Annotated in this window: 25 protein-coding genes and 1 tRNA gene; 10 read left to right on the top strand and 16 right to left on the bottom strand. The window is 68.0% G+C overall.

What is annotated here, in order from left to right; genetic code table 11:
* Positions 1-3 precede the first annotated feature (3 nt).
* A complete protein-coding gene (locus tag ACODSL_RS02425) occupies positions 4-891 on the top strand; it encodes an alpha/beta fold hydrolase (protein WP_488899035.1) in 888 nt (295 codons plus the stop codon).
* A 17-nt stretch (positions 892-908) separates the two neighbouring features.
* Here ACODSL_RS02425 and ACODSL_RS02430 read toward each other — a convergent pair.
* Positions 909-982, bottom strand: a tRNA-Gly gene (locus ACODSL_RS02430).
* Between the two features lie 152 nt (positions 983-1,134).
* Here ACODSL_RS02430 and ACODSL_RS02435 point away from each other — a divergent pair.
* On the top strand, positions 1,135-1,743 hold the full coding sequence (locus ACODSL_RS02435) for an HD domain-containing protein (RefSeq protein ID WP_488899036.1): 609 nt from the start codon (positions 1,135-1,137) through the stop codon (positions 1,741-1,743).
* Positions 1,744-1,762: 19 nt separating this feature from the next.
* Here the strand turns inward: ACODSL_RS02435 and ACODSL_RS02440 are convergent, their stop codons facing one another.
* The 8 genes from ACODSL_RS02440 to ACODSL_RS02475 all read right to left on the bottom strand — a co-directional run bounded on the left by ACODSL_RS02440 (position 1,763) and on the right by ACODSL_RS02475 (position 6,788).
* Complete coding sequence (locus ACODSL_RS02440; protein ID WP_488899037.1) at positions 1,763-2,644, bottom strand: TraB/GumN family protein; 882 nt, start codon at positions 2,642-2,644, stop codon at positions 1,763-1,765.
* Positions 2,645-2,741: 97 nt separating this feature from the next.
* The gene (locus ACODSL_RS02445; RefSeq protein WP_488899038.1) at positions 2,742-3,620 is read right to left on the bottom strand and encodes an alpha/beta fold hydrolase; all 879 of its coding nucleotides are present in this window, start codon (positions 3,618-3,620) and stop codon (positions 2,742-2,744) included.
* 26 nt (positions 3,621-3,646) lie between these two features.
* The gene (locus ACODSL_RS02450; protein WP_488899039.1) at positions 3,647-4,303 is read right to left on the bottom strand and encodes a hypothetical protein; all 657 of its coding nucleotides are present in this window, start codon (positions 4,301-4,303) and stop codon (positions 3,647-3,649) included.
* Positions 4,304-4,327: 24 nt separating this feature from the next.
* Complete coding sequence (locus ACODSL_RS02455; RefSeq protein ID WP_488899040.1) at positions 4,328-4,525, bottom strand: helix-turn-helix transcriptional regulator; 198 nt, start codon at positions 4,523-4,525, stop codon at positions 4,328-4,330.
* A complete protein-coding gene (locus ACODSL_RS02460; RefSeq protein ID WP_488899041.1) occupies positions 4,522-4,920 on the bottom strand; it encodes a hypothetical protein in 399 nt (132 codons plus the stop codon). The genes ACODSL_RS02455 and ACODSL_RS02460 overlap by 4 nt, the downstream gene beginning before the upstream one ends.
* Before the next feature lie 24 nt (positions 4,921-4,944).
* Entirely contained in the window at positions 4,945-5,343 is a 399-nt protein-coding gene (locus tag ACODSL_RS02465; protein ID WP_488899042.1) for a hypothetical protein, read from the bottom strand.
* A 152-nt stretch (positions 5,344-5,495) separates the two neighbouring features.
* The gene (locus tag ACODSL_RS02470) at positions 5,496-6,512 is read right to left on the bottom strand and encodes a 2'-deoxycytidine 5'-triphosphate deaminase (RefSeq protein WP_488899043.1); all 1,017 of its coding nucleotides are present in this window, start codon (positions 6,510-6,512) and stop codon (positions 5,496-5,498) included.
* A 66-nt stretch (positions 6,513-6,578) separates the two neighbouring features.
* Positions 6,579-6,788 (bottom strand): hypothetical protein, encoded by a 210-nt coding sequence (locus ACODSL_RS02475; protein WP_488899044.1) that lies wholly within the window; start codon positions 6,786-6,788, stop codon positions 6,579-6,581.
* Positions 6,789-6,969: 181 nt separating this feature from the next.
* On the opposite strand from ACODSL_RS02475, the gene metZ reads away from it, so the two are divergent.
* Both metZ and apaG read left to right on the top strand, forming a co-directional pair.
* A complete protein-coding gene (gene metZ / locus ACODSL_RS02480; RefSeq protein ID WP_488899045.1) occupies positions 6,970-8,157 on the top strand; it encodes an O-succinylhomoserine sulfhydrylase in 1,188 nt (395 codons plus the stop codon).
* Between the two features lie 16 nt (positions 8,158-8,173).
* Positions 8,174-8,605, top strand: coding sequence for a Co2+/Mg2+ efflux protein ApaG (gene apaG / locus ACODSL_RS02485; RefSeq protein WP_488899046.1), 432 nt, complete (start codon positions 8,174-8,176; stop codon positions 8,603-8,605).
* A gap of 7 nt (positions 8,606-8,612) precedes the next feature.
* Here the strand turns inward: apaG and ACODSL_RS02490 are convergent, their stop codons facing one another.
* Together ACODSL_RS02490 and ACODSL_RS02495 are read right to left on the bottom strand one after the other, a co-directional pair.
* Positions 8,613-10,004 (bottom strand): MFS transporter, encoded by a 1,392-nt coding sequence (locus tag ACODSL_RS02490; protein WP_488899047.1) that lies wholly within the window; start codon positions 10,002-10,004, stop codon positions 8,613-8,615.
* Positions 10,005-10,023: 19 nt separating this feature from the next.
* Complete coding sequence (locus ACODSL_RS02495) at positions 10,024-10,251, bottom strand: hypothetical protein (protein ID WP_488899048.1); 228 nt, start codon at positions 10,249-10,251, stop codon at positions 10,024-10,026.
* Positions 10,252-10,544: 293 nt separating this feature from the next.
* On the opposite strand from ACODSL_RS02495, the gene ACODSL_RS02500 reads away from it, so the two are divergent.
* Positions 10,545-11,096 carry an MAE_28990/MAE_18760 family HEPN-like nuclease gene (locus tag ACODSL_RS02500; RefSeq protein ID WP_488899049.1) on the top strand — a complete coding sequence of 184 codons (552 nt, stop codon included), beginning with the start codon at positions 10,545-10,547 and terminating at the stop codon, positions 11,094-11,096.
* A 47-nt stretch (positions 11,097-11,143) separates the two neighbouring features.
* On the opposite strand, the gene ACODSL_RS02505 is transcribed toward ACODSL_RS02500, so the two are convergent.
* The 4 genes from ACODSL_RS02505 to ACODSL_RS02520 all read right to left on the bottom strand — a co-directional run bounded on the left by ACODSL_RS02505 (position 11,144) and on the right by ACODSL_RS02520 (position 14,715).
* On the bottom strand, positions 11,144-12,088 hold the full coding sequence (locus ACODSL_RS02505; RefSeq protein WP_488899722.1) for an Hsp33 family molecular chaperone: 945 nt from the start codon (positions 12,086-12,088) through the stop codon (positions 11,144-11,146).
* 131 nt (positions 12,089-12,219) lie between these two features.
* A complete protein-coding gene (locus tag ACODSL_RS02510; RefSeq protein ID WP_488899050.1) occupies positions 12,220-12,486 on the bottom strand; it encodes a DUF2164 domain-containing protein in 267 nt (88 codons plus the stop codon).
* Entirely contained in the window at positions 12,470-13,408 is a 939-nt protein-coding gene (gene argF, locus ACODSL_RS02515) for an ornithine carbamoyltransferase (RefSeq protein WP_488899051.1), read from the bottom strand. Before argF ends, ACODSL_RS02510 begins: the two co-directional genes overlap by 17 nt.
* Positions 13,409-13,536: 128 nt before the next feature.
* Complete coding sequence (locus tag ACODSL_RS02520; RefSeq protein WP_488899723.1) at positions 13,537-14,715, bottom strand: aspartate aminotransferase family protein; 1,179 nt, start codon at positions 14,713-14,715, stop codon at positions 13,537-13,539.
* 210 nt (positions 14,716-14,925) lie between these two features.
* Between ACODSL_RS02520 and ACODSL_RS02525 the strand changes: the two genes are divergently transcribed.
* From ACODSL_RS02525 to ACODSL_RS02535, 3 genes are all read left to right on the top strand, one after another.
* Complete coding sequence (locus ACODSL_RS02525; protein ID WP_488899052.1) at positions 14,926-15,372, top strand: DUF1801 domain-containing protein; 447 nt, start codon at positions 14,926-14,928, stop codon at positions 15,370-15,372.
* A gap of 34 nt (positions 15,373-15,406) precedes the next feature.
* Positions 15,407-15,943 (top strand): dihydrofolate reductase family protein, encoded by a 537-nt coding sequence (locus ACODSL_RS02530; protein WP_488899053.1) that lies wholly within the window; start codon positions 15,407-15,409, stop codon positions 15,941-15,943.
* A gap of 76 nt (positions 15,944-16,019) precedes the next feature.
* Positions 16,020-16,295, top strand: coding sequence for a hypothetical protein (locus ACODSL_RS02535; protein ID WP_488899054.1), 276 nt, complete (start codon positions 16,020-16,022; stop codon positions 16,293-16,295).
* 280 nt (positions 16,296-16,575) lie between these two features.
* Here ACODSL_RS02535 and ACODSL_RS02540 read toward each other — a convergent pair whose 3' ends face one another.
* A complete protein-coding gene (locus tag ACODSL_RS02540) occupies positions 16,576-17,397 on the bottom strand; it encodes an ABC transporter permease (RefSeq protein WP_488899055.1) in 822 nt (273 codons plus the stop codon).
* A 409-nt stretch (positions 17,398-17,806) separates the two neighbouring features.
* Here ACODSL_RS02540 and gcrA point away from each other — a divergent pair, with 409 nt between their 5' ends.
* Together gcrA and xseA are read left to right on the top strand one after the other, a co-directional pair.
* Positions 17,807-18,313 carry a cell cycle sigma 70 cofactor GcrA gene (gene gcrA, locus ACODSL_RS02545; protein ID WP_488899056.1) on the top strand — a complete coding sequence of 169 codons (507 nt, stop codon included), beginning with the start codon at positions 17,807-17,809 and terminating at the stop codon, positions 18,311-18,313.
* Between the two features lie 138 nt (positions 18,314-18,451).
* Positions 18,452-19,894: an exodeoxyribonuclease VII large subunit gene (gene xseA / locus ACODSL_RS02550; RefSeq protein ID WP_488899057.1), complete on the top strand. Its 1,443-nt coding sequence runs from the start codon at positions 18,452-18,454 to the stop codon at positions 19,892-19,894.
* The last annotated feature ends 100 nt before the right edge of the window (positions 19,895-19,994 follow it).

A 19,994-nucleotide genomic window follows, 5' to 3' on the forward strand; every position in this document is an offset into this window, starting at 1 on the left:
GCCATGACCGACCCCGCACGCCTCGCCGGCCCTACATCCCACAGCTTCATGTCGCAGCGGCTGAAGCTGCACTACGCCGCCTGGGGCGACCCTGACGCCCCGCCGCTGCTGCTGCTACACGGCGGGCGCGATCACTGCCGCAGCTGGGACTGGGTCGCCCAGCGGCTGGCCGACCGCTATCGCGTCATCTGTCCGGACCTGCGCGGCCATGGCGACAGCGCCTGGTCGCCCGACGGCGACTATTCGATGGCGTCCTATCTCTACGACCTGGCGCAGCTGATCCATCAGCTGAAGCTCGCGCCCCTGTCGATCATCGCCCACTCGCTGGGTGGCAACATCGCTCTTCGCTATACGGGCCTCTATCCTGAAAACGTCAGCCGGATCGTCGCCATCGAGGGCCTCGGTCCCTCCCCTCGAATGATCGCCGAGCGGGAAAAGACGCCCGTCGCCGACCGTCTGCGCGGCTGGATCGATGAGAAACGCCAGGCCGCCGGACGATTGCCGCGGCGCTATCCGACGTTCGAGGAAGCGCTGGAGCGGATGAAGGCGGAGAACACCTACCTGACCGATGAGCAGGCCCGCCACCTGACCGCCCATGGCGTCAGCCAGAACGAGGACGGCACGTTCAGCTGGAAGTTCGACAACTACCTGCGCGTCTGGTCGGCGCCCGACCTGAGCCCCCAGCAGGTCTCGAGCCTGTGGGAAGCGATTACCTGCCCGGCCCTGCTGTGCTACGGCGAGAAGAGCTGGGCCTCGAACCCCGAGAAGGACGGCCGGGTCGCCTATTTCAAGGACGCCCGGACCATCAGCTTCCCCGACGCCGGCCACTGGCTGCACCACGACCGGTTCGAGATGTTCATGGCTGAGGTGGAGGGCTTCCTCGGCGCCTGAGGGCGGGGGGAAGGATCTGGAGCGGGCACCGGGAATCGAACCCGGGCGTAAAGCTTGGGAAGCTTTCAGGCTACCATTACATCATGCCCGCACCGGGCCTCTCTAGGCGAACTCAGCCGCCAGTTCCAGCCTCAGCCGTCGGCATGCCGACGATTGAGGCTGCAAGTCGGAGCAGCCGGCGCCGTTGACGCCGACCCTCCCCTCCCGCACCATCGGTTCAAACAGGTGTTGGGAGATATCGACATGGCCGATGGCGCGCACGGATCAGAAGAACGGGCCGGCTTCACCTCGATGGTCGAGAGCACCCAGGAAGACTGGCTGAAAATCGCGACCGCCTCGGCCGAATACGGCCGCGAGCTGCCCGGACGGATCATCAGCCATCTGAACCTGCTCAAGGGCGACTGTGGCGGCTTCATCGTCGACCGGCTGGAGCACAGCCTGCAGACCGCGACGCGGGCATTCCGGGACGGGCGGGACGAGGAGTATGTCGTCTGCGCCCTGCTGCACGACATCGGCGACGTGCTGTGCCCGCGCAATCATCCGGATATCGGGGCGGCGATGGTGTTCCCCTTCGTGTCCGAGGCCAACCATTGGATGGTCCAGCAGCACGGCATCTTCCAGGGCTACTACTTCTTCCATCACCTGGGCCTGGACCGCGACATGCGCGAGCAGTTCCGCGGCCATCCGCACTTCGAATACACGGCCCAGTTCTGCCACCTGTACGACCAGTCGGCGTTCGATCCGAACTATGACTCCATGCCGATGGAGGCCTTCGAGCCGATGCTGCAGCGGGTGATGAGTTCGCCCAAGCGGTCGATCTACCTGCGGCCGAAGGCCGAGACGGCGGCCTGAGCCGCCGCCTCTCCTCCCGCTAGTCCGGCAAACGTTCGGCCTTCAGGCCGCGCTTTGCCAGCTGAACCTGGACGCTGTCCGGTCCGGCGAGGTGCGCCGCGCCAACGGCGATGACCGCCACGCCCTTGCCCTTGAGCAGGGTTTCGATCTGGCCGGCCCAGGCCTGGTTCCGGCGGACGAGCAAGGCCTTGTAGAGTTCGGGATATCGCGTCGCCATCTCATCGTTGAGCAGGGACCCGATCGCCTCGACGTCACCCGCGCTCCAGGCGGCGATCAGGCCGTCCAGCATCGGCGCGGCGTCGGAGGCGTCGTCGAGGCTCGACAGCAGGAACTCCAGCTCCACCTGCGGCGGCAGGTCGGCGAAAAAGCGGATCTGCTGCTCCTGGGTCTCCAGGGTGCGGATCGGCTTGCCGTCCGCGCGGGCGGCGGCCTTGAGCTTTTCCTCGACACCGCTCTTGGGATCGAAGCCGCCTTTGAGCAGCGGCGCGATGCTGAGCGTCAGGCCCGCCAGCCAGGGCCGGAACGGCTCAAGATTGGCCGGATCCGCCCCGAGCCCCGACACGGCGGCCTTGAAGCGGGTCAGCTGGTCGGGGGTGAGCTTTCCCGACAGCGGGTGAGCGGCGTCCACGCCATAACGGCGGACGAGGTCCTGCATGCCGGCGACGTCGTCGGTGTCCACTTCCAGCCAAAGCTCGCTGGAGTCGGTCAGCGCCTTGTCGATGGCCGCAGTGCGCCAGACCGTGTCGGGCTTCAGGACGTGGACCGTGCCCAGCAGGTAGAGGGTCGAGTCCTTGTCCTTTACCACCCAGACCGCGGGGTCCGCGGCGGCAGGCGAGGCCGCGAGGCCGACGGCGAGAAGGGCGGCGCAGGCCGCAAGGAAACGTTTCAGACGATCAAACATGGATGTTCCTTTCGGGAGTCCGAGAAGTGGGGTGCGGGCGCGCGGACGCAATCCCGCGGACGGGACGATCCGGCGACCAAGGGTGGAACGGGGTCGGCTAGTTCAGGAAGGCCTCGACCTCGGCCGCGAACGCCTGCGGCTGGTCGAGCATGACGAAGTGGAAGGCGCCATTGACCGCGCGAAGCCGGACACCTTTCAGCGCGGCATAGTTGCCCGCGTAGACCTGGTCGACGACGCCGTAGAAGAAGCCCATGTCCGGGTCGCGGGCATAGACCACGGTCACCGGGGTCCGGATGTCCGCAAGGTCGCCGCGCAGGTCGGTGGTCATGACGTCATAGGTCGCCCGGGCCATCACGCCGCGATCGCTGGCCAGGGACCAGGCCGTTGGTTCGCCACGCGCCGCCGGGGTCTTGATCAGGGTCGCCATCGTCTGGGGCTGGCCCGCCGCGAAGGTCTCCGGCGACTGGGCGATCAGCGCATCGCGAAAGCGGGCGGCCTGGGGCGTGACCGACTCGACGGTGGCGGTCGGACCGAACAGCACGCTGAAGAACGGCAGGGCGTCGACGACCATCACCCGTCCGACCGAGTCCGGATGGTGCGCGGCGATCATCAGGGCGGTGAAGCCCCCCATCGAATGGCCGATGATCGCCGGGTGGTCGAGGTGGTTGGCGGCGATGTAGGCGACGAGCTCGTCGGCAAGCGGCTCCACCACCGGGCCTTCGGCGTTGCCCGCGGCCGGCGCGCCGGCGAACCCGGCGACCTGGACCAGATGGACGCGATAGCGGCCTTCCAGTTGCTTCGCCGTCGCGGTCCAGACGTCGCGGGACGACACCAGGCCGGGGATCAGGATGATATCGGGTCCCTTGCCGCGCACCTCGACGGTGAAGCGGGTCGGCTCACCAGCCATCGCGGCGCCGGCGGCGAGCGGCAGCAGCAGGGCCGCGGCGGCCAGCAGGGTCTTGAAAAACTTGAACATACGCAGGTCCTGACGATCAGCGTGCTTCAGTTGAAGCCGCGGCGAATGGAAATGAGCGAAGAAATGACGAGGTAAAAGCCCATGAGGATGGTCATCAGGTCCCAGGCGCTGAGCGCCGGAGCCAGCTGAAGCTTCTCGGCGCAGGCCCAGAGGAACAGCGCGCCCTGCAAGACCCAGAAGCAGATCGAGCCGGACTCTGCGATCATCTGGCGCACCATTTCATCGGCGCGCATCCAGACGGTCACATTGAGCAGGGTCTGCAACAGGAACAGGGCGACAATTCCGGCCATGATCGCCTGGGCCAGATCGACCGGCAGGGGCTCGAAGGCCAGACGAGCGACCACAGGCGCGGCCATCATCAGGCCGGCCAGGGCCATGACGGCGGCCTGCTGGCGATAGAAGCTGGCCTGGGCCGGTCGCGCCGGCCGGTCGCTGGTCGGGTCGATGAGCTTGCCGGCGAGACGGCCGCTGAAGCTGATCAGGCCGACCATCAGGCCTGTCGCCAGCAGCATGGCCGCGATCGTTCCGGCGGCGAGATCGGCCCAGGTCGCGCTGGACATATCAAGCGCGCCCGCCTTCGCGAGGCGGCCGACCAGCCAGCCGATGCCGGCGCCGACGATCATGCCGGCGAAGGCCAGGGCCAGTTTTACGCCGAGAGGTTTGTTGGAAAGGGTGGTAGCCATGGTGGGAGTTCCCCTGGTTTCGGATCAGGCCTCGCCGTCATCGAAGATCGCTTCGATGGGCTGGCCGAACAGGCGGGCGATACGGAAGGCGAGTGGAAGGCTGGGGTCGTACTTGCCGGTCTCGAGCGCGTTGATGGTCTGGCGGGAGACATCGAGCCGCTCGGCGAGATCCGCCTGGCTCCAGTCGCGCTCGGCCCGCAGGACCTTGAGACGGTTCTTCAACGGTAGCGCCTCCGCACGAACACCTGCGACAGGCCCATGGCGCCGCAGAACAGCGGGAAGGCCCAGAAGGACTGCAGTGGCGGCGTATGGACGTAGATCTCGAGAAAGCCGCAGACGGTGGTCACCGACAGGGTGACTCCGAAGCCCCAGAGCATCGATTCGATCAGGACGTTACGCTGGAACTCGTCGGTCTCTTCCTTGATGTAGAGGCCCATGATGGCGATCACCGCCAGGATCGGCACGGCCGGGGCCACGGCGATCAGCCAGGCCAGCGGACCGGCAGGGCTCCAGAGATCAAAGGCGTACGACGCGCCGAACACGGTGGCGACATAGACGATCATCGTCGGGATGAAGCGCTTGAGGTACCGGCGACCGGCAGGGCTTTGCTTGTTCATGAGATGTCTCCTGGGCTCCGAAGGTCAGCGGCTGCGGCTGAACCACCAGCCCGCCCAGAACAGGCCGTAGCCGATCAACTGGAGCCCGAGAGCGACGACAATACCGGTGAGGATCAGGCCGCCGTCGCCTGTCGCCATCGCGAACCGCTCGAGCGAGGCGCCGGACCGGTCGAACAGCAGGAACGCCGCCAGGCCGCTGACGATCACCATTCCCACCGACCCGCCCCAGTACCAGGCGGTCTTGTGGGCTTCGCGGACCGCCTCATCCACGCGAACCCACCATCCGCGTGACCAGAGCATCGCCAAAGCGCCGACGAAAAGCGCGCCCAGGGCCGCGCCTTCGGCCGGGAGTCGGGCGCCGAACGATTCAAATACGGCGATCGCCGCGCCGGCAATAACGCCTCCGCCCAGGAGCGAGGCCATGAACATCCCGAGCCCGGGGCGGCGAGCGGAGGCTGACTTTTCAGAGGCCATGTCTTTTGTCCTTGCCGTTTTGACAAGGGTGCTTGTCTCATACGGCCACGAAGGATGTCAAGCACACCATACAAAAAGTTTTGCGAGCTTGTCCTGTCGGCCTATTTCCAGGGTCGGAAATGTTTCGACAGCTTGAGGCCCTGCCGAAGATAGTGGGAACCATCCTCACCATAGAGCCGGGTCGGTCGCGCGGTCAGCGGCTCATAGACCAGCCGGGCGACGGTCTGGCCGTCCTCAAGCAGAAACGGGGTCTCGTGGCTGCGCACCTCGAGCACGCCCTTGGAGCCGCGCGACTTCGTTTCGTCCGTGCCGAAGCCCGGGTCGAAGAAGCCGGCGTAGTGGACACGGAACTCGCCCACGGCCGGATCGATCGGGGTCATCTCGGCGGCCTGGTCGACGGGGATCTCGATGTCGTCCTTGGAGGCCAGGATGTAGAACTCGTTCGGGTCGAGCAGCAGCTCGCCCTTGGGCGACTCCAGCATTTCCCAGAAGTCGCGCGGGTCGTGGCCGTCTTCCTTGTCCAGATCGATGACCCCGGCGTGACGACGGCCGCGGAACCCGACCGTGCCGATCGACAGGTCGACGCCGACATCGCGGCTCGACAGCCGGACGGGCGTGCCGCGCTTCAGCCGCAGCTGGTTCAGCCGGGTTCCGGCGCGAACGAGGACCGAAAAGGTCTGCGGCGCGATCTCGATGAACAGCGGGCCGGTGTAGCCCTCGGCGACATCGTCGAAAGCCGCGCCATGATCGGTCAGCAGGCGCACGAACACATCGACCCGGCCGGACGAGCTCTTGGGGTTGCCCCGGGCGGAGACGCCGATCGGCAGCGCCAGGCGTTCCTGGATCTCGGCGATGTAGACGCAGCCCCGCTCTAGCACCGCGCCCTTGGTCAGATCGAGCTCGTGCATGGCCACGTCGGGCAGCCGGTCCATGACCTTGCGCCGACCGGGCAGGAAGGAGGCCCGCACCCGCCAGCAGCGCTCGCCCAGCCTCAGGTCGAGACTGGCCGGCTGGACCTGGTCGGAGTCAAAAGGCGTGAGCGATCCGATAGCCCCCTGGGCGATCAGGTCCTCGATGGATTGGCAGGGGAGGATCCCCGCGGACTGTGCAGTGGTCATCGTTGGACCATTACTCATGGCCCGTGACGACAAAGGCAAGGGCGAGTTGTCCCCTCCCCGCCGCTTTTAGTGGTGCGCCCTGCCGCCCGCCGGCGAGAGCACATAGATGCCCGCCCCGACGCCGAACAGGGTCAGCGCCTCGCTGAGGGTGCCCACGGCGTGGAGCTCGACCGGCGAATAGCGGGCCAGGGCCTCGCCGAGAATCAGCAGGACAACGTTGACCGCCCCCAGAACACCGAGAATGGCGGCGAATACACGGAACACCATCGAGAGCATGTGAGCCTCCCCAGCTGCACGTCACGTGCGTTAACCTTATCCCGAAAAGCACGAGACCCGTAGCGGTTCCGGCGAACGCCGTTCGTGGAGGCGCGGGGACATGTACCCGCACCCCCTTTCCCGGTTGACCGCGCGGGGGGCTTTCCTGTTGATGCCGCCGTATCGCAGAAGGAACGCCGCCATGGCCGAAGACCCCAAGTCCTGGGAGCCCTCCACCCGTCTGATCCGCGGCGGCCTGATGCGCAGCAACTACGGCGAGATCTCCGAGGCCCTCTATCTGACGCAGAGCTTCGCCTACGAAAGCGCCGCCGCCGCCGACCGGCGGTTCTCCGGCGAGGACCCGGGCTTCGTCTACGCCCGCTACGGCAGCCCGACCACGCAGATGTTCGAGGAGCGGCTGGCCCTGCTGGAAGGCGCCGAATACTGCCGCGCGCTGGCCTCGGGCATGGCGGCGGTGCACACCGCGCTGAGCGGCCTGCTCAGGGCGGGCGACCACCTGGTCGCCGGCCGGGCGCTGTTCGGCTCGTGCAACTGGATCGTCCAGAACTGGCTGCCGCGCTTCGGCGTCGAGACCACGCTCGTGGACGCGACCGACCTGAAGGCCTGGGAAGCGGCCATGCGGCCGAACACCAAAGTCGTGCTGCTGGAATCGCCCGCCAACCCCCTGCTGGAGATCACCGACATCGCCGCGGTGTCGAAAATCGCCCATGCCGCCGGGGCGAAGGTCGTGGTCGACAACGTGTTCGCCACGCCGCTCTTCCAGAAGCCGCTGCAGCTGGGCGCCGACGTGGTGGTCTATTCGGCGACCAAACACATCGACGGTCAGGGCCGCGTGCTCGGCGGCGCCATCCTCGGCGCGAAGGACCTGCTCGAAGAAGCCTACCGCGACATCATCCGCCACACCGGCCCGGCGCTGAGCCCGTTCAACGCCTGGATCCTGCTCAAGGGTCTGGAGACGCTGGACCTGCGCGTTCGCCGCGAAACCGACAGCGCCGCCGCCCTGGCCGACCAGATCGGCGACCACAAGGCGGTCAAGCGCGTGCTGTATCCCGGCCGGGCCGACCACCCGCAGGCGGCCGTCGCCCGGGCGCAGATGAGCGGCTTCTCCAACCTGCTGGCGTTCGACCTCGGCAGCCGTGAGGCTGCCTGGCGGTTCCTCGACGCACTGGAGATCATCGACATCTCCAACAACCTCGGCGACGCCAAGTCGATGGCCACGCACCCGTCAACGACGACTCACAGGGCCATGCCAGAGGCGAATCGTCTGGAGATCGGTCTGACCGAGGGCTACGTGCGCATGTCGGTGGGCCTCGAGGACCTGAAGGACCTTTCCCGCGACGTCGCCAGGGCGCTCGACGCCGCCCTCTGAGTAGCCGAGCAGGGCCATGAGCCGCATCAACCGCCGGGGGACCCCGGACAGTCCGGTCTACGAGGCCCGCACAGGGGACATCCTCGTGCGGGTTTCTCCGGCCTATTCGCCCGAGGAGTCCAACCCGGACAGCGGCCGCTGGATCTGGATCTACACCATCGAGATCGAGAACCACGGCCAGGAAACCGTCACCCTCGTCTCGCGCCGCTGGACCATCACCGACGGCCTCAACCGCGTCGAGGAGGTGCAGGGCCCGGGCGTGGTCGGCGAGCAGCCGGTGCTCGGCCCCCGCGAGGCGTTCCGCTACCAGTCCGGCTGTCCGCTGACGACGCCGTCTGGCGCGATGCGCGGCGCCTACCAGATGGTCACCGCCGCCGGCGAGGCCTTCGAGGTCGAGATCCCGGCCTTCTCGCTGCACCTGCCGGGCGCCCGGCGGCGGCTGAACTAGGGACCCGTCACCGCGCCCGTTTCACTGGGACGATAGCCGCGGTCGCGACCAGCACGGTAAGCGTCCCGACCACCCAGACCAGGGTGTAGTCGCCCGTCGCCGCGACGATCCCGCCCGCGACCGCCGGGGCGATGGCCTGCCCCAGATTGATGGCCAGGAGGCCGATGCCGAGGTCGCGGCCCGCCGCCGCCTGGTCAGGCAGGACGTCGATCATCAGGGCCTGGTCCACGACCATGAAACAGCCGAGCGCCAGCCCGGTCAGCACCGCCTGGACGAACAGCGCCGGCAGGGTCGGCGAGATCAGCGGCACGGCCAGGGCGACCGCGAACAGCAGCGAACTGACGATGACGAAGGGCTTGCGGCGCTGGGTCCGGTCGGACCAGCGGCCGCAGACGGCCATGGCGATCATGGTCCCGGGCAGGGCGGCCGCTCCCAGCAGCGGCGTGATCCGGGCCGCCTCGGCGGCGCCCAGCGCCGGCCGGATGTAGCTCTGCAGCATGTAGAGGGTGAAGGTCGTCGCCGCCGAATAGGCGAACATGATCAGCACCTTCGACACCCAGACCAGCCGGAAGTCGCGATCGAGCAGCGCCACGGTGAAGGCCCGCAGCTGCTCGACGGCGCCCGCCCGCCGCGCCTCCAGGGTCCGGGACGGCCGGTCGGGCGCCCCGGCGACGAAGGCGGTCGCGGCCAGCAGCGTCACGGTGAAGGCGAGATAGGTCTGGACGCCGAATCTGGCGAACAGCGCGCCGCCGAGGATGCCCCCGCCGATCAGCCCGATCACGCCGCCGACGCTGGTCACCGCCGAGACCAGGCCGATCCTGTCCTCCGGCACCCGGTCGGCCATCGACGCCATGAGGGGCGCCAGCGCGGTGTTGGTGGTGGCGCCGATCAGGCCGGACAGCGCGACCAGCTGCCAGACCGAGGTCGCCCGGGTCATCAGCACCAGCACCAACACCGTCGCCGCCGCCCCGCCGAGGATCCAGGGCGCGCGCCGGCCCCAGCCCGATCGTGTGCGGTCCGACAGGGCGCCGACGATCGGCAGGATCATCATGGTGGCCACCACGCCGGCGGTCGACACCCACAGCAGGCCCTGCGCCCGGGCCGACTCGAACCGGGCCAGCAGCCCCAGCAGCCGCGCCTGCTCCGGGCTCGCCGAAAGGCCCGCCGCGACCTGCGCCTTGAGCAGGCTCAGGGCCTGGAGGTCGACGCCGCTGTCCCGGCCGGTGAAGATAGCGGCGAAGGCCAGCTGCTGGACATGCAGGGGGTAGACGATGGTGCCCAGCCCGCCCCAGATCATGTTCAGGGTCAGGGTGGTGAGCGCGAACAGCAGCCCGTACCGCCAGAGGCCGGCCCCGCCGTCATGGAGCCTGGGCTCGCCCTGCCCCGCCGCCGTGTCCATGACGTCCGCCCCCGCCCCGCTATACTGTCTTCCTTGCCGGGTCCGCGCGTCCGGTCAATGGCGCGGCGCCCTGGCTTTCCGCTCCCTCCCGCCGAAGCCGCTCGAAATAGTCGGGGTCCTTCGCCTTCATCCGCGCGGCATAGCGCCTGAGGCGACGGAACAGCAGGCGGTATTTGGCCTCCAGCTCGGCGTCCTCTTCCGGGGTCAGGGGCGCGGGCTTTTCGCGGCGCGGGCGGGCCTGGGTCATCGGGATCTCCTTGGGGGTTTCGGGGGTGGAGGGAGCGCGGCGATGCAGCCCCCCCCCGTCATCCTCGGGCTTGTCCCGAGGACCCATGCACACAGACCTTCATCGTCGACGCGGCGATGGCGGAAGCGGCCCGGCCGCAGGGGTGTTCATGGGTTCCCCGGGCTCGGCCAATGGCCGACCCGAGGACAGGCTTCGGGACAAGCCCGAGGATGACGGAGCTTATTTGGACACGGCGGTCCGGCTTCACGCCGTGTCCGACTGAAGGATGAGGAGGGCGCGGCCCGCTCCGGTCAATGACCCGAAGCCTGGACGCTCTGGCTGCCGCCTCATACGCACACACTTGGACCGCCGCGGACCTCACGCCTAGCATGAGAAAGGAATGGGTGAAGGTATTCGTTCAAGCCAATAAAGAGCTCAATGCTGACAACCGCCTGAAAGAAGCGGTGAAACTAACAGAAAGCCTCGTTCGCTCAGATGCTCTCTCGGAATTCAGGTTCGAGAAGGGCGGCGGCGGCAACTGGCACGACAAACAGATCGAGGAGATGCTTAGTCGGGTAGGGCTAAACCTGAGGCTTACTCCCACGGTGAGGGCCGCGATCCGACGGCATGAGAGGAACGACCTTGGAGCCTTAGGTCTAGTAGTTAAGATGAGAAATGATTTGGCCCACGGTAGCGTCTCTTTCGCTGAATGCGGCGCGAATGAAACAGTAACAAGCCTCCGTAGGATAGCGAGTGCATCCACGATGTATGTTCGAACCGTGGTTAGAGCGGTCGAACGCTTTATTGAACGACATGAATTTCTGGTCGAGGATCGACGCCCAGCACTGGAACTGATGGGGGCCTGAACCGCCTCTGCACTGCCGATATATAGACGTTCAGGCCAGATGGCCCCCTACCCGGGCCCGTCCATCTCATACACCCGCGAGCAGTACTCGCAGGTCACCCGGACCATCCCGTCGTCCTCGACCATGGCGGCGCGTTCCTCGAGGCTGAAGCTTTCCAGCACGCCGGCGATGCGTTCGGGGGAGCAGCGGCAGAAGGCCTTGAGGGGTTTGGGTTCGAACAGGCGGACGCCGTCCTCGTTGAACAGGCGCCACAGCAGGGTGTCGGCCGGGAGGGTCGGGTCGATCAGCTCGTCCTCGCCGGTGGTCTCGAACAGGGCCTGGGCGCGGACCCAGGCGTCGGCGGTGTCGCCGCGGGTCTCGTCGCCGGCGATGTTCTGGATCAGCAGGCCGCCGGCGCGCCAGGTGGGGCCCTCGCCGCTGTCGGACTGGCCGACGGCCAGGCGGATGCGGGTCGGGGTCTGTTCGGACTGGGCGAAATACTGTTCGGCGCAGAGGGCCAGGGTCTCGCCCTCGATGGCGGTGACGCCCTGGTAGCGGTCCATGTCCGGGCCCTGGTCGACGGTCATGATGAACGCGCCCTGGCCGAGCAGGGACTTTGCGCCGGGGCGGACGAAGCCGGTGGAGAGCGCGGCGACGCGGTCGGCGTCGAACCGGCAGTAGCCGCGCAGGGAGCCTTCGGTGTCGTAGTCGACCACGACGTAGGCGACCGGGCCGTCGCCCTGGGCCTGGACGATCAGCCGGCCGTCGAACTTCAGGCTCGAGCCGACCAGCGCGGCCAGGGCGCAGGCCTCGCCGAGCAGGTTGGCGACGGCTTCCGGGTAGTCGTGGCGGGTGAGGATCTCGTGCACGGACGCGCCCAGCCGCACGATGCGGCCGCGCACGGGCCAGCCCTCGATCTGGAAGGTGGCGACGAGGTCGTCTGCCGGCTTTGGGGCGGGGGTGAGCGTGGTTTCGGTCATGAGGGCGGGTAGATAGGGGACGACGGGCGGGATTGCGAGAGGATGCGTCCTTCGGGACGCTCGCCTGAGGCTCGCTCCTCAGGATGACGGGCACGGGTGGCTTACGCTTCTGTTCGTCATGGTGAGGAGCGAGGCATCAGCAGAGCGTCTCGAACCACGCACCCTCAATCCCGCGGGACCGGCTTCTCCAGGTCGTGGATCGTCTCGGCGATTTCTTCGGCGCGTTTGCTGAAGGCGTAGGCGGCGTCGGCGAGGCCCTGGTTGTAGAATCTGGGGCCGAGGCGTTCGATGAGATGGTCGAGGAGGAACTCGGCGTCGAGGCCGCCGATCTCCAGGTCCAGCTCGTCCTTCAGGTAGCCGCGCAGCATTCGGGCGAGTGAGACGCGGTCGTCTTTTCCCAGCCCGTACAACGCTCTAGCCGATCTTTCCAAAGCACCAGGCGAGGATCGACTTCTGGGCGTGGATGCGGTTTTCCGCCTCGTCCCAGACCCGCGACTGCGGGCCGTCGATGACGCCGTCGCTGACCTCCTCGCCCCGGTGGGCCGGCAGGCAGTGGAGGAACAGGGCCTGGCTGTCGGCGAGCGCCATCAGGTCCTCGTCGACCTGGTAGGGCTCGAAGGCGTCCAGCCGCTCCTCGCCGTCCTTGTCGCCCATCGACACCCAGGTGTCGGTGACCACGCAGTCGGCGCCGCGCACCGCCTCGCGCGGGTCGTCGGTCATCTCCACGCGGCCCTGCTGCTCGGCCGCGCGGGCCAGGTCGTAGAGGTCCGGGTGATAGGCCGCCGGGCAGGCGATGTTCAGCCGGAAGCCGAGCTTGGGCGCGGCGTGGATGAAGCTGGAGCAGACGTTGTTGCCGTCGCCGACCCAGGCGATGGTCTTGCCGGTGATCGGCCCGCGATGTTCCTCGAAGGTGAGGATGTCGGCGAGGATCTGGCAGGGGTGGCTCTTGTCGGTCAGGCCGTTGATCACCGGGATGGTGGCGTTCTGGGCGAACAGCTCGACGTCCTCGTGCCGGTTGGCGCGGATCATCACCGCGTCGACCATGCGCGAGAGGACCTTGGCCGTGTCCTCGATGCTCTCGCCGCGGCCCAGCTGCATGTCGGAGGACGTGGAGATGATGCCCGCGCCGCCGAGCTGGCGGATGGCGGCATCGAAGCTGAAGCGGGTGCGGGTCGAGTTCTTCTCGAAGATCATCGCCAGGGTGCGCTCGGCGCCCGGGGCGTCAGCGTCGACGCGGGCCTGCGGCCAGCCCTTGCGCGCGGCCTTGCGGGCGCGGGCGTCGTCGAGGATGACCCGCAGGTCGTGGGCTTCGAGCTTCCAGATATCGAGGAAGTGGCGGGGTGGCGTGGACATCTGATCCCCCGATCATCCCGGCGAAGGCCGGGACCCAGGTGTTTTTGAAACCTCCCCGCTCGCCCAGACCCTTTCAGAAAAAAGCCTGGGTCCCGGCCTTCGCCGGGATGCGCGGAAGAGAGATTGGGTTAAGCCGCGGCGGCCCGGGCTCGCGCGGTTTCGCAGGTCTTTTCCAGCTTCTCGACGGCCTCGCGGGCTTCCTCGACCGTCAGGGTCAGGGGCGGCAGCAGGCGGACGCAGTTGTCGCCGCCACCGGCCACCAGCAGATTGTGCTCGCGGGCCATGGCCATGAACTCGCGGTTCACCGGGGTGACCTTCAGGCCGATCAGGAAGCCCTTGCCGCGCACATCGACGATGATGTCCGGGAAGCGGTCCTTGAGGCCCGTGAGCTGCTGGTTGAAGTAGCCGGCGACGTCGCGGACGTTGGCCAGGGTCTCGGACTTGCTGATCTCGTCGAAGGCGGCGAGGCCGACGGCCATGGCCAGCGGGTTGCCGCCGAAGGTCGAGCCGTGGACGCCAACGGTCATGCCCTTGGCCGCCTCGGCCGAGACCAGGCAGGCGCCGATCGGGAAGCCGCCGCCGAGCGCCTTGGCCACGGCCATGATGTCCGGCGCCGCGTCGCTGGCCCACTCGTGGGCGAACAGCTTGCCGGTGCGGCCCATGCCCGACTGCACCTCGTCATAGATCAGCAGCACGCCGTGTTCGCGGGTCAGAGCGCGCAGGCCGTCGAGGCACTGCTCGGGCAGGGCGCGGGCGCCGCCCTCCCCCTGCACCGGCTCGATGATGATCGCCGCCGTCGTCGGATCGGCGATGGCCGCCTTGATGGCGTCGTGGTCGCCCCACTTCAGCTGGCCGTAGTTCGGCAGGCGGGGACCGAAGCCCTCGACGTAGCCCGGGTTGCCGGCGGCGTTGATCGCCGCGTAGCTGCGGCCGTGGAACGAGCCGTCGAAACCGTAGATCTCGGTGCGTTCCGGCTGGCCGTTGGCGGTGTGGTACTTGCGGGCCGTCTTCAGGGCGCACTCGATCGCCTCGGTGCCCGAGTTGGTGAAGAACACCACGTCGGCGAAGGTCGCGTCGGTCAGCCGCGTGGCCAGGGCTTCCTGGCCCGGGATGCGGAAGATGTTGGACACGTGCCAGAGCTTGTCGGCCTGCTCCTTAAGCACCTCGACGAGGCGCGGATGGCAGTGGCCGAGGCCGTTGGTGGCGATGCCCGCGACGCAGTCGAGATACTCGACGCCGTTGACGTCCCAAAGGCGCGCGCCGAGCCCTCGTTCAACCGCCAGCGGGGCGCGGTTGTAGACGCCCATGATGTGGTCGGGGGTCGCGGTCGGAGCGGTCGAGGTGGTCAAGGTCGCCTCCCAGAAGGAAGAAATCCCCGCGCGGTCTGCACAGGGACGGGAAGCTCAAGGCTTCTCACCGGGGACGGGTGGAATGTCAAGAATCCTGCCCTTCCGCCGGTATGGCCTGACGTGAATCGCGGCTAGGCTGGCGTCGGCGAACGGGAGCCCGGCAGGCGCATGACGGTCCAGGACGACATCGAGCGGTACATCGGCAGCCAGGCCGAGCCGAAGCGCGCCGACATGGCCGCGCTTCACGAGGCCATCCTGCGGCGGGCGCCGGACGTCCGGCTGTGGTTCCTCGACGGCCGGAACGACGACGGGAAGATCGTCTCCAACCCGAACATCGGCTACGGCGTTCAGTCCATCGCCTATGCCAACGGCAAGTCCCGCGACTTCTACAGGGTCGGCCTCAGCGCCAATACGTCCGGGATCTCGGTCTACATCATGGGCCTCGACGACAAGACCCTGCTGGCCCGGACCTATGGCCCGCGGCTCGGCAAGGCGTCGGTGACCGGCTACTGCATCCGGTTCAAGGGCCTCAAGGACATCGACGTCAGCGTGCTTGAAGAGGCGATCGGCTTCGGCCTTGATGGCCGGCGCGACGACGTCCCGGCGACGGCGTAGTCCCGACAGGAACGCGGCAAGGAGGAATGGACCCATGGCCAGGCTCGTCTTCGGCATGAACCAGTCGCTGGACGGCTATGTCGACCACGACCACCCGGCGATGATGCCCGATCCCGTGCTGTTCGAGCACTTCATCAGGCAGGCGCGGGGACAGGCGGGAAGCCTGTACGGGCGCAAGCTCTATGAGCTCATGGCCTACTGGGACGAGGAACAGCCCGGTTGGGACGCGCCGGAGCGGGCGTTCGCGGCGGCCTGGCGGAGCCATCCGAAGTGGGTGGTCTCAAGCACCCTGAAGACCGTCGGGCCGGGCGCCACGCTGGTCGAGGGGGACCTGGAGACGGCCGTGCGCCGGCTCAAGGCCGAGGTCGATGGCGAGATCGAGGTCGGCGGACCGGATCTGGCCCGGACCCTGACGGCGCTGGGGCTGATCGATGAATACCGGATCTATCTGCACCCCGTGGTGCTGGGCAGCGGGACGCCGTTCTTCGCGGCCGCCCCACCGCCGCTGCGGCTCCTGGACAGCGAGCGGATCGGCGAGAGCGTGATCCGGCTGAGCTACGCGCCGGTCTGAGCACGAGCCTGGACAGCGGACTTTGCCCGTCGTGGGCCAGGCGTTAGACTTCCGCCAACGACAGGGGATGGAAGCCATGAGTGACGCCGTCGGCCCGGGCGATCTGGTGTTGTGCGTCAACGCCGCCCCGAACCATGTGACGGGCGAGCAGGTGCCTCTCGTCGCCGGCGAGACCTACCGTGTCTGGACCGTGATGGATTTCGCCTGCCCGTGCGGTCGGTCCGACGCCCTGCTCGACATCGGCATCGACTTTGCCTGGTGCCAATCGCGGTTCCGGCTCCTGCCGAAGCCGAAGGCGCAGAGCAAGCCGGTGAAGGTGGCCGCGCCGAAGGAAAAGGAACGGGTGAAGTGAGGGGGTAGCCCCTCCCCTTTTTTCCCATTCCCACCGTCATGGCCCGGCTCGTCCGGGCCACCCAAGCGCACCGACCTTGCTGGGTGGCCGCCCTGGCGGACGTATGTCCGACACCGTGTGCTTGGATGGCCCGAACAAGTCGGGCCATGACGGAGCTTTTGAGGGATGGGGGATTGGGCTCGCCATCCATCCGTCAGACAAGGCCGGGAAACAGCCTTCTCCCCCGGCAGCTGCGTCTCACCACTACCCTCCGGACAGTCCCCCTCCGGGAGAGGCGTGATCAGGTCTTCAGCCGCCAGCCCGTGACGAACACCCGCCAGGACCAGGCGAACAGCAGCGCCACCAGCACCGCCGTCAGCGCCACGCCGATCCTCAGGTCACCGTCGGCTTCGCCGATGAAGCCGTAGCGGAAACCGTCGATCAGATAGAAGAACGGGTTGTAGTGGCTGGCCGTGCGGAACGGCTCGGGCAGCTTGTCGACCAGGTAAAAGGTGCCCGACAGGAAGGTCATCGGCATGATCAGGAAGTTGGTGATCGCCGCCAGGTGGTCGAACTTCTCCGACCACAGGCCGGTGGCGATGCCGACGAGACCCATCAGCAGCGAGGCGCCGACGCTGAAATAGATCACCGCCCAGGGATGGGCGATGTGCAGCTGGGTGAACGGCAGCAGGGTGATGGTCACGGCGGTGACCGTGCCGACCAGCACGCCGCGCGTGGCGGCGCCGAGGGCGAAGGCCAGCACCTGTTCCAGCGCCGACAGCGGCGGGGTCAGGAAGTCCGGCGTCAGCCCCATCATCTTCGCCTGCAGCAGGCTGGAAGACGAGTTGGCGAAGGCGTTGTTGATGATGGCCATCATGATCAGGCCGGGGGCCACGAAGGCCGAGAACGGGGTGCCGTGGATCGGCGGCGCGGCGCCGCGCACGGCCACCACGAAGACCATCATATAGAGCAGGGTCGTGACCACCGGGGCGGCGATGGTCTGGGTGCCTACCTTCCAGAAGCGGCGGACTTCCTTGAGATAGAGGGTCGTGAACCCGGTCCAGTTGAAGCCCGCATAGTCGCGCGGCTGCGGCGGAAGGACGCTGTCGGCCATGTCTTTCATGGGTCCCTAGGTGCGCTCGACGGGGGCGAAGTGCAAGGCTGGCCCGTTGGTCCCCCTTCCCCCTCGATGGGGGAAGGGTCGGGGTTGGGGGTGCGGCCGGGGTCTCGCCGGGCCTTGCGGTGGGCGGCGCAGGCGCCTTGCCGAGGACTTCTCCCGACACCTGCGACCACACCCCCTCCCAACCCTCCCCCATCGAGGGGGAGGGCTTTGATTGGGCGCCAAAAAGCGAAGACTGCCCCCGGATTCAACATCTGGTTCCTGTGGACAGCCGGATGGCGCCTATTGTGTCGGTTAACAGAAGGTTTACGATATGTTGTAGAGCGGGCGTCCAGCGGACGTTCCACACACAATATGTAGGGTCAGACAGCGCGGGGGCGTTCGTCGCCCCTCTGTAGCAAAGGGTTGGATCATGGGCTGGACCGACGATCGCGTGGCGACGCTGAAGAAGCTCTGGCTCGATGGCCTTTCGGCCAGCCAGATCGCCAAGCAACTGGGCGGGGTCACCCGCAACGCCGTTATCGGCAAGGTGCACCGCCTGGGCCTCAGCGGCCGCGCCGCGCCCTCGCAGCCGGCCCGTCCGGTGTTCAAGGCCCCGCGTCCGGCCCGTCCGGTGGCGACCGCCCCGGCCGCGCCGCGCCGCGTTGTCACCGAGGACGTCCGCACGCCGCCGATGCCCGTGCCCGTCCACCGTCTGGAAGAGCCCGGCAGCGCCACCGTCCTGACCCTGGGCGCCCACATGTGCAAGTGGCCGATCGGCGATCCGTCCAGCGACGGCTTCACCTTCTGCGGCCGCCGCAACGGCGACGTCGGCCCCTACTGCCGTGAACACGCCCAGGTCGCCTACCAGCAGCCCCAGTCCGGCAAGAAGAAGACCGGCCCGACGGAACTGGCCCGGTCGCTGCGGCGGTACATCTAGGGACATATTCAACGGTCATCCCGGACGGCCGCAGGCCGATCCGGGATCCAGACCCAATCCCACCCGCGGCCCACGAAGCCGAATCTGGGTCCCGGCTCACCGCTTCGCGGCGGCCGGGATGACAGTTAGGCTTGGCCGATGACCGATGAGTCGCCCTCCAACGCCCAGGCCTATTCCGTCTCGGAACTGGCCTTCGCCCTCAAGCGTACGCTGGAGGACGCCTACGGCTTCGTGCGGCTGCGCGGCGAGCTGTCGAAGGTCACGAACCACACCAGCGGCCACGTCTATCTGACCCTAAAGGACGACAAGGCCAGCCTCGACGGCGTGGTCTGGAAGGGCAGCGTGCGCGGGCTGTCGGTGCGGCCCGAACAGGGGCTCGAGGTGATCGTCACCGGGCGGATCACGACGTTCCCCGCCGGCTCCCGCTACCAGATCGTCATCGAGAGCATGGAGGCCGCCGGCGTCGGCGCCCTGCTGGCCCAACTGGAGCGGCTGAAGGCCAAGCTCGCGGCCGAGGGCCTGTTCGAGGCCTCGCGCAAGCAGCGCCTGCCGACGATGCCGGCCGTGGTCGGGGTGATCACCAGCCCGACCGGCGCCGTGATCCGCGACATTCTCCACCGCATCCGCGACCGCTGGCCCTGCCGGGTGGTGGTCTGGCCGGTGGTGGTCCAGGGCGACGCGGCCGCGGGACAGGTGGCCGCCGCCGTGCGCGGCTTCAACGCCATGACGCCGGACGGCCCGGTTCCGCGGCCGGACATTCTCATCGTCGCCAGGGGCGGCGGCTCGGTCGAGGACCTGTGGGCGTTCAACGACGAGGCCCTGGCCCGGACGGTGGCCGAGAGCACGATCCCGCTGATCTCGGCCGTCGGTCACGAGACCGACACCACGTTGATCGACTTCGTCTCCGACCGGCGCGCGCCGACGCCGACGGCGGCCGCCGAGATGGCGACGCCGGTGCTGTCGGAACTGAAGGCGCTGATCGCCGACCATGACCGACGGCTGGCCACGGCCGGCGGGCGACTGATCGAGGATCGCCGGAGCCGGCTGACCGGCGCGGCGCGCGGCCTGCCCCGCCCTGCCGACCTGCTGGCCATGGCCGGGCAGCGGCTGGACTACGCCGCCAGCCACCTGACCATGGGCCTGCGCCGCAATGTCGATGTCCAGGCGCGCCGCCTGACCCAGGCCGCCGCGCCGCTTCGTCCGGCGATGCTGCGACGGCGGACCGAGCAGCTCGCCGAGCGGCTGAACGCGGTCAACCTGCGCTTCAACGGGACGATCGGCCGACGGTTCGACACCGAGGCCACCCGGCTGGAGGCGATCGGCAAGCTGCTCCAGACGCTCAATCCCAAACGCCCGCCGCGCCCCGGCTTCGTGCTGCTGACGCGGGCCGACGGGTCGCTGGCGCGCAACGGGGCGGAGCTCGCCCCCGGCGAGGCCGTGCATCTGATGTTCGAGGATGTGACCCGCGAGGCCGTGCTCGACGGGACGGGAGCGGCGCCCACTGCCCCGCCGGCGCCGGCCGCGCCGCGTCCTGTGGCGAAGAAGCCGGCGGCGGCTCCGGGACAGGGGGACCTGTTCTAGAGCTGATCGAGATTCACTCTTATTCAGCATCATGGCCCGACTTGTTCGGGCCACCCAAGAACACCTTCTGAGACCCGGGTTTTATGAACGTTGGCGCGAC

The organism is Caulobacter sp. FG121 (assembly GCF_057809815.1).